Below are 14,738 nucleotides of genomic sequence, written 5' to 3'. Positions count from 1 at the left end.
CTCAGGCATTCGCCGCCATGGGCCGGGGGGCCGCCAGCAGTCTCTTGATTTCCGGTACGCAGGAGCCGCAGCCGGTGCCGCAGCCGAACTCGCGCTTCAATCCGTCCAGGTCCAATCCGCGGGCGATGCCGCCGAGCACCGTGTGCTGGCTGACGTTCTGGCAACTGCACAGGGTCTTGCCGCCCGCACCCTGGCTGGGGCGTCCCGGTGCCGCGCCGAGTGGCGCGAGCAGCCAGCGGCGTAGCTCGCTATCGGCCCGGCCGGTAAGCCAGAGTTCTTTCAACCAGTCGCGGGCGAGGGTTTCGCCGGCGAGCCGGACGGCGACGATGCGCCCGTCTTCGAGGCGCACGCGCTTGCCGATGGCGCGCCGTGGGTCGTCGTAGGCGAGGATCGGTCCGTCGAGCAATTCGAGTTGGCGATCTATCCGCTCCAGCAGGTCTGCGCCAGGTGCCTCATGGTGTGCGGCGCTGACCAGCAGGGCGGGGCGCTCGCGTCCGGCGAGACTGAAGCTGGCGTGGTCGAAGACTTCGCACAGCGCACGGAGGGCCTCGAAACGCGCCTGGATATCGGTTTCCACCAGCGCGAACAGGCGCCAGGGCAGTTCGACGGATTCGACCTGAACCCCGGCGTGCTTGAGTTCGGGTTGTTTCGACAGGGGGTCGAACGCCGGCAGGGTCAGGACATTGCAGCCCAGGCCCTTGAGGAAGCGATCGCCCCAGTGCATCGGCAGGAAGGCCTGGCCGGGGCGCACCGAGTCGTCTGCACTCACTGGCAGGATCAGGGCGCCACGCCGGCTCTTCAGGCGCACGAGCTGCCCGTCCCGCAGTTGGCGGCGGCGCAGTTCCTCGGGATGCAGGTGCACCAGGGCCTCCTCTTCATGGCCGAACAGGCGTGCGCAGGTGCCGGTCCGGCTCATGCCGTGCCACTGGTCGCGCAAGCGTCCGGTATTGAGGGTCAGCGGGTAGCGCGCGTCACGTTTTTCCTGGGCGGCGCGGTAGGGTTCGGCGACCAGTTGCGCGCGTCCCGAGGCGGTAGGGAAGCGGCCGTCTGCATAGAGCCGTGCGGTGCCTTGCTCCGCGCCAGTGGGAAATGGCCATTGCTGCGGCCCCAGGCGGTCGAGCAGTGCGTAGCTGAGGCCGGAAAGATCAAGGTCGCGGCCGGCGGTAAGCAGCTTGTATTCGTCGAACAGGCTGCGGCTGTCGGCAAAGGCGAACAGGCCGGGTTTAGCGGGACGCAGGTGCCCTTCCAGGCGGCGCGCGAAGTCGCAGACGATGTTCCAGTCCTGGCGCGCTTCACCGGGGGGCGGAACGGCCCGACGGACATGACTGATCCGCCGTTCCGAATTGGTCACGGAGCCTTCCTTTTCTCCCCAGGATGCGGCTGGAAGCAAAAGGTCGGCGTATTGGCAGGTTTCCGTGCCGGCGAAGGCTTCCTGGACCACCACGAAGGGACAGCGGGCAAGGGCCTCGTGGATCTTGCGCTGGTCCGGCAGCGATTGCGCGGGGTTGGTACAGGCGATCCAGAGCGCCTTGATCCGGCCGTCGTGGACCGCATCGAACAGCTCGATGGCGCTGAGACCGGGGGACGTGGGCAACTGTTCCACACCCCAGTAGTGCGCCACTTCGGCGCGATGGCCGGGATCGGCGGCTTCGCGGTGGCCGGGCAGCAGATTGGCCAGGCTGCCGGTCTCGCGACCGCCCATGGCGTTCGGCTGGCCGGTGAGGGAAAACGGCCCGCATCCGGCGCGGCCGATCTTGCCGGTGGCCAGGTGCAGGTTGATCAGTGCGCTGTTCTTGGCGCTGCCGGCGCTGGACTGGTTGAGCCCCATGCACCAGAGCGAAAGGAAGCGCGGCGAACGGCCGATCCATTCGGCGCAGCGCTGCAGGTCGGCGCGGTCGATGCCGCAGATGTCGGCGACGGCGGCCGGGGTGTAGTCGCGCACCAGTTCCTTCAGGTCGGCGAAACCTTCGGTATGCTCGGCGATGAACGAACGGTCGATCCAGTCCTCCCAGAGCAGGATATGCAGGATGCCGTGGAACAGTGCGACGTCGGTGCCGGGCAGCAGCGCCAGGTGCAGGTCGGCCAGCTCGCAGGTGTCGGTGCGCCGCGGGTCGATCACCACGATGCGCATCTCCGGCCGAGCGGCCTTGGCGGCTTCCAGGCGACGGAACAGGACCGGGTGGGCGAAGGCCATGTTGCTGCCGGCGATCAGCACGCAATCGGCGCAGTCGAGGTCTTCGTAGCTGCAGGGCGGTGCGTCGGCGCCCAGGCTGCGCTTGTAGCCGACCACTGCCGAAGACATGCACAGGCGCGAATTGCTGTCGATGTTGTTGGTGCCGACCAGGGCCCGCGCCAGCTTGTTGAAGGCGTAGTAGTCCTCGGTCAGCAACTGGCCGGAGATATAGAAGGCCACGCTGTCCGGCCCGTGTTCGCGAATGGTCTCGGCGAAACGCCCGGCGGCATGTTCCAGGGCACTCTCCCAGTCGCTGCGAGCCCGCGCCAGTTGCTTGCCGAGGCGCAGTTGGGGGTACAGCGCGCGGGCCTGGAGGTCGCCGGTCAGGTGCAGGCTGGCGCCTTTGCTGCAGAGTCTGCCGAAGTTGGCCGGGTGCCGAGGATCGCCTTGCACGCCGAGGATGCGTTCGCCGTCGTGTTCGATCAGGACGCCACAACCCACGCCGCAGTAGCAGCAGGTCGAAGCGGTGGTGCGCAGCGGGGAATCTGTCGACATGCTCGGCTCCTGTTATCGGCGAGAGATCAGGCGCACAGCGCCACGCTGTCCAGGCCGAGCAGCACCCGCCCGTTCTCCACCCGCACCGGGTGGCGATGGGCGCAGCCCTGGTCCGGGGCCACGGCTTCGCCGCTCTCCAGTTCGATCTGCCAGTTGTGCAACGGACAGGCCACTCGCTTGCCGTAGATCAGGCCCTGGGACAGCGGGCCGCCCTTGTGCGGGCAGCGGTCATCGAGGGCGAAGACCTGGTCGTCGGCGGCGCGGAAGATGGCGATGTCGCCTTTCGGGCCGGCGACCACGCGCGAGCCCAGCGGGTTGATTTCATCGAGGGCGCAGATATCCAGCCAGTTCATCGGTTCACTCCGGTAGGGGGAGGGCCGCCGTGGGACGGCCCGGACAAGGGATTCAGACGTTTTCCAGTTGCTTGAGCGGAATCCGTTCGAACTCCTTCTTCAATTGCGGCTGTTCGATGCGCTGCTTCCATGGGTCCTGCTCGAAGGACAGGGCGAATTGCAGGCGGTCGTTGAGCGCCTTGCGGTTTTCCGCGTCCTCGACCACCGCCTTGCGGATGTGCTCCATGCCGACCCGCTGCAGATAATGCACCGTGCGCTCCAGGTAGAAGGCTTCCTCGCGGTAGAGCTGGAGGAAGGCGCCGTTGTATTCGCGCACTTCTTCGGCGGTCTTGAGCTTGACGAAGAACTCCGCGACCTCGGTCTTGATCCCGCCGTTGCCGCCGATGTACATCTCCCAGCCGGAGTCCACGCCGATGATGCCGACGTCCTTGATCCCGGCCTCGGCGCAGTTGCGCGGGCAGCCGGAGACCGCCAGCTTGACCTTGTGCGGCGACCACATGTTGAACAGGTCGTGTTCCAGATCGATGCCCAGCTGCGTCGAGTTCTGCGTACCGAAGCGGCAGAATTCGCTGCCGACGCAGGTCTTCACGGTGCGGATGGATTTGCCGTAGGCATGTCCGGAGGGCATGTCGAGGTCTTTCCAGATGGCCGGCAGGTCGTCCTTCTTCACCCCCAGCAGGTCGATGCGCTGGCCACCGGTGACCTTGACCATCGGCACCTGGTACTTGTCGGCGACGTCGGCGATGCGCCGCAACTCGGCGGCGTTGGTCACGCCGCCCCACATCCGCGGTACCACCGAGTAGGTGCCGTCCTTCTGGATGTTGGCGTGGGCGCGTTCGTTGATCAGGCGCGACTGCGGATCGTCCTTGGCTTCTCCCGGCCAGGTCGAGATCAGGTAGTAGTTCAGGGCCGGGCGGCAGGTGGCACAGCCGTTCGGGGTCTTCCAGTCCATGAAGCGCATGGCGGCGTCGAGACTGGTCAGCCGGTGTTCGCGAATGGCCTTGCGGATCTGCCCGTGGTTGAGGTCGCTGCAGCCGCAGATGGCCTTCTCGCTCTTCGGCTTGACGTCGGCGGCGCCGCCGACGGTGCTGATCAGGATCTGTTCCACCAATCCCGCGCAGGAACCGCAGGAGCTGGCGGCCTTGGTGTGTTTCTTGACTTCGTCGACGCTGAACAGGCCGTGTTCTTGTATCGCCTTGACGATGGTGCCCTTGCAGACGCCGTTGCAGCCGCATACTTCGGCCGTGTCGGGCATGCTCGCGGCGCTGTTCTGGCCCTGGTGGCCGACATCGCCGAGGGCGTTCTCGCCGAACATCAGGTGGTCGCGGATCTGCGCGACGTTGTGGTTCTCGCGGATCTGCCGGAAGTACCAGCCGCCGTCGGCGGTGTCGCCGTAGAGACAGGCGCCGACCAGTACATCGTCCTTGATCACCAGCTTCTTGTAGACGCCGCCGATGGGGTCGGAAAGGGTGATGGTCTCGCTGCCTTCGCCGCCGATGAAGTCGCCGGCGGAGAACAGGTCGATACCGGTCACCTTGAGCTTGGTCGAGGTCACCGAGCCCTGGTAGCGGGCGTAGCCGAGATGAGCCAGGTGGTTGGCGCAGACCTTGGCCTGCTCGAACAGCGGCGCAACCAGGCCGTAGGCGATGCCACGGTGGTTGGCGCATTCGCCGACCGCATAGATGCGTGGGTCGTAGGTCTGCAGGGTGTCGTTGACCAGGATGCCGCGGTTGCAGGGGATGCCCGCGCTTTCGGCCAGCTCGGTATTGGGGCGGATGCCGGCGGCCATTACCACCAGGTCGGCGGGAATCACGTCGCCGTCGTTGAACTGCACGGCACAGACCCGGCCGCTGCCGTTGTCCATCAGTTCCTGGGTCTGGGTGTTCAGGCGGAAGCGGATGCCGCGGGCTTCCAGCGCGCCTTGCAGGAGTTTGCCGGCGGTGCGGTCCAGTTGGCGTTCCAGCAGCCAGTCGGAGAGGTGCACGACGGTCACGTCCATGCCGCGTTGCTTGAGGCCGTTGGCCGCCTCCAGGCCGAGCAGGCCGCCGCCGATCACCACCGCGTGGCTGTGGGTCCGGGCGCAGTCGATCATGGCCTGGGTGTCGGCGATGTCGCGGTAGCCGATCACGCCCTGCAGGCGATTGCCGGGTATCGGCAGGATAAAGGGGACCGAGCCGGTGGCCAGCAGCAGGCGGTCGTACTCGGCCTCGCTGCCGTCCGCGGCGACCACCCTGCGGCGGACCCGGTCGATCTGCACCACCTTGCGGTCGAGGAGGAGCTTGATGCCGTTTTCCGCATACCAGTTGAGGTCGTTGAGGACGATTTCCTCGAAGGTCTGCTCGCCGGCCAGCACCGGGGACAGCAGGATGCGGTTGTAGTTGGGATGGGGCTCGGCGCCGAACACCGTGATGTCGTAGAAGTCCGAGTTGAGCTTGAGCAGTTCTTCCAGGGTACGGACCCCGGCCATGCCGTTGCCGACCATCACCAGCTTGATCTTCTTCATGCGGAGTAGCTCCTGCATAAGGTTGGCGCAAACAAAAAAGGCGTCCCGCTGTTGCCAGCAGGACGCCTTTGTCCAGGTCCCGTTCGGTCGGGAAACGCCGCCTCGTCGTTGAGGCAGGCGCTTTGTTGTCGATTGTCGGGAGAACCCAAGCAGGCGCCGTGCCAACTTGCGCTATTGCCTATCTCCATGGCCTTGCAGGGATAACGCGGGGCCTCACCGCGGTCTTTCTGCTCCGTGCCGGGGCGTATCGCACCGGGCTGGTGCCTCTCAGCCCTTCAGCCAGACCAGGAGTAGCGCCAGGTTGGCGGCCAGGGACAGCAGGGCGATGGCGCGCCAGGTCTGCAGCGGTTCGCGCTCCAGCAATGGGCGGGGCGCCGCGACCGGCAACGCTTCTCCCTGTTGCAGCGAGAGCAGCCATTCCTCGGCGGTCTCGAAGCGCTGTGCGGGGTCGCAGGCGACGGCGCGCAGCAGCAGGTCGTCGATCCAGGCCGGCAGGTCGGGGCGATAGCGGCTGGGCGGGACGGGGCGACCGAAGCGCGGGTGCTGGAAGGCTTCGATCTCGCCATAGGGATAGCGCCCGGTCAGCGCCTGGTAGAGGCAGACGCCGGTGGCGTAGAGATCCTGGCGCACCGAGGGCGAGGTGCCGGAGAAGCACTCCGGCGCCAGGTAGCTGGGCGTACCCGGTAGCAGATGGGGGTCTTCGCGCGACAATCCCGGACACCAGGCCAGGCCGAAATCCAGCAGGCGCAGCTCGCCGTCGCGGCCGAGGTGGAGATTTTCCGGCTTGAGGTCGCGGTGCAGCAGGTTGCGTCGATGCAACTGGCCAAGCCCGCGCAGCAGCTGGTTGGCCAGCCCCAGCCACTCCGGCAGCGACAGCGGGCCATGGTTGCGCAAGCGCTCGGCGAGAGTCTCTCCGGGGTGCTCGCGCATCAGGTAATACAGATGCTGGCGTTGCGCCAATCCGTGCAGCTCGGGGAAATGCCGGCCCTGGACGCGGCGCAGGAACCATTCCTCGAGCAGCAGGGCCTGGGTTGCCAGCGGATCGTCGGCACGTGCGGCGGGAAGGGTCTTCAGCAGCCAGGGTTGGCCCTGGCCATCCTCGACCCGGTAGAGCAGGGACTGGCGGGATTCGCCGAGCAACTGCCGGACCCGCCAGCCTTCGAAGAGCTGGTCGGGCTTCAGCGGTGGCGGCAGTGGCCAGTGGCCCAGTTGCGCGAGGGCGTCGCCGAGGCTGCCTGCGGGCACGGCTTCCACGCGCACCAGCAGGGCGCTGGCGTTGTCCTGGCTGCCTGCCAGGTGGGCGGCGCGAACCAGAGCCTCGGCGCTGCGCTGCGGCTCTTCGGCGTTGCGCAGGATGCTGCGGATGCCGCTGTCGCCCAGCGTCGCCCAGACGCCGTCGCTGACCAGTAGCCACTGGCTGCCGGGCTCCAGATCGCCTTCCAGATAGTCGACCACCAGATGCTGGTCCAGTCCCAGGGCGCGGGTCAGCACGTGTTGCATGTGCGGCTGTTCCCAGACGTGGTCGCTGGTCTGCCGGAGCAACTCGCCGTCGCGCCACAGGTAGGCCCGGCAATCGCCGACGTGGGCCAGGGTGTAGCGGGTGCCGCGCAGCACCAGGGCGGTGAGGGTGGTGAGCAGCGGCTGGCCGCCGCCGTTGGCCTGTAGCCAGCGGTTCTGCGCCAGCAGCAGGCGGTCCAGGGACTGCACGATGGCCCAGGTTTCCGGAGTCGCATAGTAATCCAGGGCCAGCGCTTGCAGGCTGCTGCGCGCCGCCAGGCCGCCATCGGCGCACTGGCTGACACCGTCGGCGATGGCCAGCAGGTGTCCCTTGCTGGCGGCCAGGGCCGGCGCCGGGGTGACCACCCGCAGCGCATCCTGGTTTTCCGTGCGAGGCCCGCAGGCGCTGGCCTCGCCAATGCTCAGTCGCAGCCCCACGCTCAGACCCGCGCGGCGGTGACCGCGGCCGAGCCCCAGGTGGTGCGCCAGCGCCGCTTCACCCCGTGGAGGCCGAACCAGGCCAGCACGCCGAGACTGGCGAACAGCCACAGGCCGAGCTGGTAGTCGCCGGTGCTTTGCTTGATCGCGCCGAGGCCGGCAGTCAGGCAGAAGCCGCCGATGCCGCCGGCCATGCCGATCAGCCCGGTCATCACGCCGATTTCCTTGTGGAAGCGCTGCGGTACCAACTGGAACACCGCGCCATTGCCGGCACCGAGACTGAGCATGGCGACCACGAACAGGCCGAGGGCGGCCATCGCGCTGGACAAGTGGAAACCGACCGCGGCGATGCAGATGGCGGCCAGGGTGTACACCATCAGCAGGCTGCGGATGCCGCCGATGCGATCGGCGAGGGCGCCACCGAGCGGGCGCATCAGGCTGCCGGCGAAGACGCAGGCGGCGGTGTAGTAGCCGGCGGTCACCGGGTTCAGGCCGTACTGGTCGTGGAAATAGCCGGGCAGGGTGCTGGCCAGGCCGAGGAAGCCGCCGAAGGTGACGCTGTAGAAGAACATGAACCACCAGCTGTCGCGGTCGCCGAGGGCTTTCAGGTAATCGCCCATGGCCTTGGGCGCCGGCCGCTGCGGGGCGTTGCGCGCGACCATGGCGAACACCAGGAGGGTCAGGACGAGCGGCAGCAGGGCGAAGCCGAACACGTTGTTCCAGCCGAACGCGGCGGCCAGGCCGGGGGCGAAGAGGGCGGCGAGCACGGTGCCGGAGTTGCCCGCGCCGGCGATGCCCATGGCCTTGCCCTGGTGTTGCGGCGGGTACCATTGCGATGCGAGCGGCAGGGCCACGGCGAAGGATGCCCCGGCGAAGCCGAGGAACAACCCCAGCAGCAGTGCCTGCGCATAGCTGTTCACGCCCAGCAGCCAGGCGGCCGCGAGGGCGGCGATGACGATGACCTGGGCGAGGATGCCGGCGCTCTTCGGCGACCAGCGATCGGCCAGCAGGCCGAGCAGGAAGCGCAGTACGGCGCCGGCGAGGATCGGCGTGGCGACCATCATCGCGCGCTGCTGGGTGCTCAGTTGCAGGTCGCCGGCAATCTGCACCCCCAGCGGGCCGAGCACGTACCAGACCATGAAGCTCAGGTCGAAATAGAGAAACGCCGCGAACAGGGTCGGCGCATGGCCGGCCTTCCAGAAGCTGTTGTTCATCGAACACCTCGTATCCAGCGGAATCGGGGCGGAACGGCCGCCCGGCGGAAGTTGCATCGCTACAAGGTGAGCGTCCGACAGCGGACCACCCACCCGCCCCGACGCTGGGGCGAAACGACGAAGACGCCACGGGCCTCTGCCGGGAAGGAGAGGCCGCGCGACGTCTTTGTCGGGGATGGGTAACCGCCGTTGGCTACCGTCAGGCAGGACGTAGCAAGCTCTTTGCCAAGTTGTCGAAAGCGCGGCGTAGAGCGGTTGCAGGGACAACCATGGCGTCGGCGTGCACGCCGCGGTGGCAGGCGTCGGGGGCTTGCACAGGGCTGGGGCGGCGCGTCCGTGCGCCGTCGGCGGTTCAGCGATGGGCGGTGTTCAGGTGGTAGATGGTCACGCGGCTGCCTTCGCCGCTGTCGCCGGCGTTGTCGTTCACGTAGGCGCCGGCCTTGAAATAGAGCAACTGGTCGTTCCAGGCGCTGCCGAGGGTCTGGTAGTAAGCGTCCTCTTCGCCGTCCTGGCTGCGTGCGCGCACCGCCAACTCGCCGCTGGAGGTGACGCGCAGGCTGTAGTTGAAACGCTCGCCCAGGCGTACCTGCTCGAGGATCGACACGTTGCGGCTATAGGAATCGTCCGGGTGGTTGCGTACCAGCGCCTCGACCCGGCCGAGGCCTTCCTCGGGCTTGTAGTAGTACTGCAGCTTCACCAGAGGTTCGCCGTCGTCGGTCTGTGGCGACTTGCTGTGGATCTGGCCGATGATCACCTTGTTCTTCGAGGGGACCTTCTCGACGCTCATGGTCACCCGCAGTTCGTTGTCGGCCTGCCAGTAGTACCAGTTGTCGAGGCTGCCGTCGGCCTGGGTTTCGCGCAGTTCGGTGCGAGGATAGGTGCTGTCCTCGGTGTGCGAGCCGTCGATGGGCACCCAGAAGACCAGGCCGCCATCGTTGCCTTGCTGGAAGTACCGGCTCTGGTAGCCGTTGTTGAGTTGCTGGGTGGTGATCACCTGCGGGGTGGGTTCGGTGGGAATGGTAAGGTTCCAGGTGCTGAGATCGATCATGCTGAGCATCTCCTGACCGCTGAGTCGGCGGTGCGGTTCGGGCGGACGCCTGCGGCTCCTAGCCCTGGGCGTCCACTGCGGGCCTCCCTGGTCATGCTAGTCGAGGGTGGCGAGGGGGTAGCTCCCAGAACGGATAGGGCCGTTCCGGGCGCACGAGCATAGCCGCGCCGCTCTGCGCCGGGGGCCAGCAGGGTGGCTGGCGATATGATCGCCAGCTGCCCAGCCGGATTCAGCCGCCGAGCATGTCGTGCATGGCGATGATCTGCTCGGCGACCTGGATCAGCTTCTGCTGGCGGCTCATGGCCTGGCGTCGCATCAGCGTGTAGGCCTCCTCCTCGCCGCAATGCTTCATCTTCATCAGCAGGCCCTTGGCCAGCTCGATGCGCTTGCGCTCGGCCAGCTGCGCCTCGCGCGCCTGCAGTTGAGCGCGCAGCGCCTGGTCGCTCTCGAAGCGCGCCATGGCGACGTCGAGGATCGGTTGCAGGCGGCTGGCCTGGATGCCTTCGACGATGTAGGCGCTGACCCCGGACTGGATAGCGCGGCGCATCACTCCCGGATCGTGCTCGTCGGTGAACATCACGATCGGGCGCGGCTGGTCGCGGCTGACCAGGCAGACCTGCTCCATCACGTCGCGGCCGGGAGACTCCGTGTCGATCAGGATCACGTCGGGACGCAGCGCTTCGACGCGCGCCGGCAGGTCGATGGTCAGCCCCGACTCGTCCACCACTTCGAAACCACTCTCGAGCAGGGCGGCCCTGAGGCGTCCGACTTTCTTCGGCGTGTCGTCGATCAGCAGGATACGCAGCATGGCGGGCGCACCAGGGTCAGAAGTCGATGCCCTGGCCGGTTTCGGCCAGGGCGTGGATCGGGAAGCTGCGGGCGTAGCCGGCGGGGTCGCTGCCGTCCCAGGTGCGCCCGTCGATCAGTGTCGAGCGGCGCATGTCGGCGCCGTCCAGGCACAGGCCAAGGGCCGTCGCGGCATCGCGGTACAGCGCGGTCTGCTGGACCCTGCGGGCGATGCCCAGGTAGTCCGGGTCTTCGCGCAGCAGGCCCCAGCGGCGGAATTGGGTCATGAACCACATGCCATCCGAGAGCCAGGGCCGGTTGACTTCGCCGTCGGCATAGAAACGCAGCGGATGCGGGTCCTGCCAGGCGTTGCCGAGGCCGTCCTGGTAGCGGCCGAAGAAGCGCGGCTGGATCGCGCCGAGCGGAGCGTCGACATAGTCGCGGCCGCTGATCAGTTGCGCGGTGCCCAGGCGGTTCTCGGCGTTCTGTTCGATGAAGCGGCTGGCGTCGAGGACCGCCATGACCAGCGCGCGGGCGGTGTTCGGGTAGGCGTCGACGAAGGCGCGGGTAGTGCCGAGGACCTTTTCCGGGTGGTCCGGCCAGATCGCCTGGCTGGTGGCGATGGTGAAGCCCTGGCCCTGGTCCACGGCCAGGGCGCCCCAGGGTCCGCCGGCGCAGAACCCGTCGATGCGCCCGGCCTGGAGATGGCCGACCATCTGCGCCGGTGGAACCACCACGCTGTGCACGTCGTGCAGCGGATGCAGACCGATGCTCGCCAGCCAGTAGTTCAGCCAGAGCGCGTGGGTACCGGTGGGAAAGGTCTGCGCCAGGGTCAGGCGTGCACCATTCTGGCGCCGATGCCGGAGCAGTGCCTCCGCACTGGTCACGCCAGCCTGCTTCAGCGGTTCGGAAAGATTGATCGCCTGGCCGTTCTGGCACAGTCCCATGAGCACCGCCATCTCGCTTGCCGCGCTGCCGCCGAGGCCGAGCTGGACGCCGTAGACCAGCCCGTACAGGCACTGCGCGGCATCCAGCTCGCCGCTGAGCAGTTTGTCGCGCAAGGTGGCCCAGGACGGTTGGCGCCTGAGATTGAGCGTGAGGCCGTAGGGCTGGGCGAAGCCCTGGGTGGCGGCCACGATCAGCGAGGCCGAATCGGTCAGCGCCATGAAACCGATGTCCAGGGCGCTCTTTTCCGGTGCGTCGGAACCGCCGGCCCAGGCCTGGCTGCGTATCGCTCTGTCTGTCATCACCACCTCGAGTGCGGGAGGGCGGCGCGGGCCGTCCCGTTTTCCAGTGCGCAGGCGCCGTCGTCGGTGCGCTTTTCCATAGCTGCCACAGCAAGCGCTATGCCAGGCGGCGCGGGGGTTTTCGCCGGGCAAGAAAAAGCCCCGCACGGGGCGGGGCTTGTTCGACGCGTCGCTGGATCAGGCCTGGACGACCGGGATCTTGGCGTTCGCAGCCGCTTCGCGGAACTCGGCGATCTGGTCGAAGCTCAGGTAGCGGTAGACGTCGGCAGCCATGCTGTCGATGTCCTTCGCGTAGGCCATGTACTCCTCCACGGTCGGCAGTTTGCCGAGGATCGAGGAGACCGCCGCCAGCTCGGCCGATGCCAGGAACACATCGGTGGCATCGCCCAGACGGTTCGGGAAGTTACGGGTCGAAGTGGAGACCACGGTGGAACCGGTCTGGACGCGAGCCTGGTTGCCCATGCACAGCGAGCAGCCCGGCATTTCCATGCGCGCGCCAGCCTTGCCGTAGATGCCGTAGTAGCCTTCCTCGGTCAGCTGGTGGGCGTCCATCTTGGTCGGCGGAGCCAGCCACAGACGGGTCGGGATGCCGCCCTTGACCTTGTCCAGCAGCTTGCCGGCGGCGCGGAAGTGACCGATGTTGGTCATGCAGGAGCCGATGAACACTTCATCGATCTTGCGGCCCTGTACGCTCGACAGCAGACGCGCGTCGTCCGGATCGTTCGGCGCGCAGAGCACCGGCTCCTTGACGTCGGCCAGGTCGATCTCGATCACCGCGGCGTACTCGGCGTCCTTGTCGGCTTCCAGCAGCTCCGGCTTGGCCAGCCAGGCTTCCATCGCCTGGGCGCGACGCTCCAGGGTGCGCGGGTCGCCGTAGCCTTCGCCGATCATCCAGCGCAGCAGGGTGATGTTGGACTTCAGGTACTCGGCGATCGCCTGTTCCGGCAGCTTGATGGTGCAGCCGGCGGCGGAACGCTCGGCCGAGGCGTCGGACAGCTCGAAGGCCTGCTCCACGGTCAGGTCGTTGAGGCCTTCGATCTCGAGGATGCGGCCGGAGAAGATGTTCTTCTTGCCTTTCTTCTCGACGGTCAGCAGGCCCTGCTGGATCGCGTAGTAAGGGATCGCATGGACCAGGTCACGCAGGGTGATGCCCGGTTGCAGCTTGCCCTTGAAGCGCACCAGCACCGACTCCGGCATGTCCAGCGGCATCACGCCGGTGGCGGCGGCGAAGGCCACCAGGCCGGAGCCGGCCGGGAACGAGATGCCGATCGGGAAGCGGGTGTGCGAGTCGCCGCCGGTACCAACGGTATCGGGCAGCAGCATGCGGTTCAGCCAGCTGTGGATGATGCCGTCGCCCGGACGCAGCGACACGCCGCCACGGGTCATGATGAAGTCGGGCAGGGTGTGGTGGGTCTTGACGTCGATCGGCTTCGGATAGGCCGCGGTGTGGCAGAAGGACTGCATCACCAGGTCGGCGGAGAAGCCGAGGCAGGCGAGGTCCTTCAGTTCGTCGCGGGTCATCGGGCCGGTGGTGTCCTGGGAACCGACGGTGGTCATCTTCGGTTCGCAGTAGGTGCCCGGGCGCACGCCCTGGCCTTCCGGCAGACCGCAGGCGCGGCCGACCATTTTCTGCGCCAGGGTGAAGCCCTTGCCGCTATCGGCCGGTGCTTCCGGCTTGCGGAACAGGTCGGAGGCGCCCAGGCCCAGCTCGGCGCGGGCCTTCTCGGTCAGGCCACGGCCGACGATCAGCGGGATACGGCCGCCGGCGCGGACTTCGTCGAGCAGGACCGGGGTCTTCAGCTCGAAGGTGGTGACCACTTCGCCGCTGTCGTGGCGAACGACCTTGCCTTCATAGGGGTATACGTCGATGACGTCGCCCATGGCCAGGTTGGTGCAGTCGAACTCGATCGGCAGGGCGCCGGCATCTTCCATGGTGTTGTAGAAGATCGGTGCGATCTTGGTGCCGAAGCAGAAGCCGCCGGCACGCTTGTTCGGCACGAACGGAATGTCGTCGCCGAAGAACCACAGCACCGAGTTGGTGGCGGATTTGCGCGAGGAACCGGTGCCGACCACGTCGCCGACGTAGGCGACCGGGAAGCCCTTGGCCTTGACCGCTTCGATCTGCTTCAGCGGACCGACCGAACCCGGCTGGACCGGCTCGATGCCGTCGCGGGCCATCTTCAGCATGGCCAGGGCGTGCAGCGGGATGTCCGGGCGCGACCAGGCGTCGGGGGCCGGGGAGAGGTCGTCGGTGTTGGTTTCGCCGGGGACCTTGAATACGGTGAGAGTCAGCTTTTCCGGGACTTCCGGCTTGGCCTTGAACCACTCGCCATCGGCCCAGGATTGCAGCACGGACTTGGCCGCGGCATTGCCCTTCTTGGCGCGCTCGGCGACGTCGTGGAAGGCGTCGAACATCAGCAGGGTGTGCTTCAGCTGTTCGGCGGCGGTGTTGGCCAGTTCGGCGTCGTCCAGCAGCTCGACCAGGGTGGCGATGTTGTAGCCGCCCTGCATGGTGCCCAGCAGCTCGGCGGCACGTTGCTTGTCGATAAGGGGGGAGGTGGCTTCGCCCTTGACGATGGCGGAAAGGAAACCGGCCTTGACGTAGGCGGCTTCGTCGACGCCCGGCGGTACGCGGTTGGTGATCAGGTCAAGGAGGAATTCTTCTTCGCCGGCCGGCGGGTTCTTCAGCAGCTCGACCAGGCCTGCGGTCTGTTCGGCGTTCAGCGGTTGGGGCACGACACCCTGGGCGGCACGCTCTTCTACGTGTTTGCGGTAGGCTTCAAGCACAGTATTTCCCTCATCAGTGGTCCCGGGGGACACGTATCCAGGAACCGACGCAGATCCGCTCGTCAGGCCCAGGTGGACGGTAATCCACCAACCTACGAGGGCATCGGCAGGTTCCAGACAGAAGCTGTTTTCAAAGT

Annotated in this window: 9 protein-coding genes; all 9 read right to left on the bottom strand. The window is 67.2% G+C overall.

The window, feature by feature from the left end:
• Nucleotide 1: 1 nt before the first annotated feature.
• The 9 genes from ACM0M4_RS17565 to acnB all read right to left on the bottom strand — a co-directional run bounded on the left by ACM0M4_RS17565 (nucleotide 2) and on the right by acnB (nucleotide 14,601).
• Nucleotides 2-2,728 (bottom strand): nitrate reductase, encoded by a 2,727-nt coding sequence (locus ACM0M4_RS17565; RefSeq protein WP_004349141.1) that lies wholly within the window; start codon nucleotides 2,726-2,728, stop codon nucleotides 2-4.
• Between the two features lie 26 nt (nucleotides 2,729-2,754).
• Complete coding sequence (nirD, locus tag ACM0M4_RS17560; protein ID WP_003098054.1) at nucleotides 2,755-3,081, bottom strand: nitrite reductase small subunit NirD; 327 nt, start codon at nucleotides 3,079-3,081, stop codon at nucleotides 2,755-2,757.
• Between the two features lie 52 nt (nucleotides 3,082-3,133).
• Nucleotides 3,134-5,584 carry a nitrite reductase large subunit NirB gene (gene nirB, locus ACM0M4_RS17555; protein WP_003098052.1) on the bottom strand — a complete coding sequence of 817 codons (2,451 nt, stop codon included), beginning with the start codon at nucleotides 5,582-5,584 and terminating at the stop codon, nucleotides 3,134-3,136.
• A 267-nt stretch (nucleotides 5,585-5,851) separates the two neighbouring features.
• Nucleotides 5,852-7,447, bottom strand: coding sequence for a bifunctional protein-serine/threonine kinase/phosphatase (locus tag ACM0M4_RS17550; protein WP_012614286.1), 1,596 nt, complete (start codon nucleotides 7,445-7,447; stop codon nucleotides 5,852-5,854).
• 74 nt (nucleotides 7,448-7,521) lie between these two features.
• The gene (locus ACM0M4_RS17545) at nucleotides 7,522-8,733 is read right to left on the bottom strand and encodes an MFS transporter (RefSeq protein ID WP_003450070.1); all 1,212 of its coding nucleotides are present in this window, start codon (nucleotides 8,731-8,733) and stop codon (nucleotides 7,522-7,524) included.
• A gap of 352 nt (nucleotides 8,734-9,085) precedes the next feature.
• On the bottom strand, nucleotides 9,086-9,781 hold the full coding sequence (locus ACM0M4_RS17540) for a polysaccharide lyase family 7 protein (RefSeq protein WP_003087865.1): 696 nt from the start codon (nucleotides 9,779-9,781) through the stop codon (nucleotides 9,086-9,088).
• Between the two features lie 229 nt (nucleotides 9,782-10,010).
• The gene (locus tag ACM0M4_RS17535; protein WP_003087868.1) at nucleotides 10,011-10,589 is read right to left on the bottom strand and encodes an ANTAR domain-containing response regulator; all 579 of its coding nucleotides are present in this window, start codon (nucleotides 10,587-10,589) and stop codon (nucleotides 10,011-10,013) included.
• Between the two features lie 16 nt (nucleotides 10,590-10,605).
• The gene (locus ACM0M4_RS17530) at nucleotides 10,606-11,814 is read right to left on the bottom strand and encodes a CmpA/NrtA family ABC transporter substrate-binding protein (RefSeq protein WP_023087579.1); all 1,209 of its coding nucleotides are present in this window, start codon (nucleotides 11,812-11,814) and stop codon (nucleotides 10,606-10,608) included.
• A gap of 177 nt (nucleotides 11,815-11,991) precedes the next feature.
• The gene (gene acnB, locus ACM0M4_RS17525; RefSeq protein ID WP_003087875.1) at nucleotides 11,992-14,601 is read right to left on the bottom strand and encodes a bifunctional aconitate hydratase 2/2-methylisocitrate dehydratase; all 2,610 of its coding nucleotides are present in this window, start codon (nucleotides 14,599-14,601) and stop codon (nucleotides 11,992-11,994) included.
• Nucleotides 14,602-14,738 lie beyond the last annotated feature (137 nt).

The organism is Pseudomonas sp. 18-147 (genome assembly GCF_051048045.1).
Classification (GTDB): domain Bacteria; phylum Pseudomonadota; class Gammaproteobacteria; order Pseudomonadales; family Pseudomonadaceae; genus Pseudomonas; species Pseudomonas aeruginosa.
The sequence above is the reverse complement of the archived record's forward strand: the minus strand, read 5'-3'. Positions and strand labels throughout refer to the sequence as shown.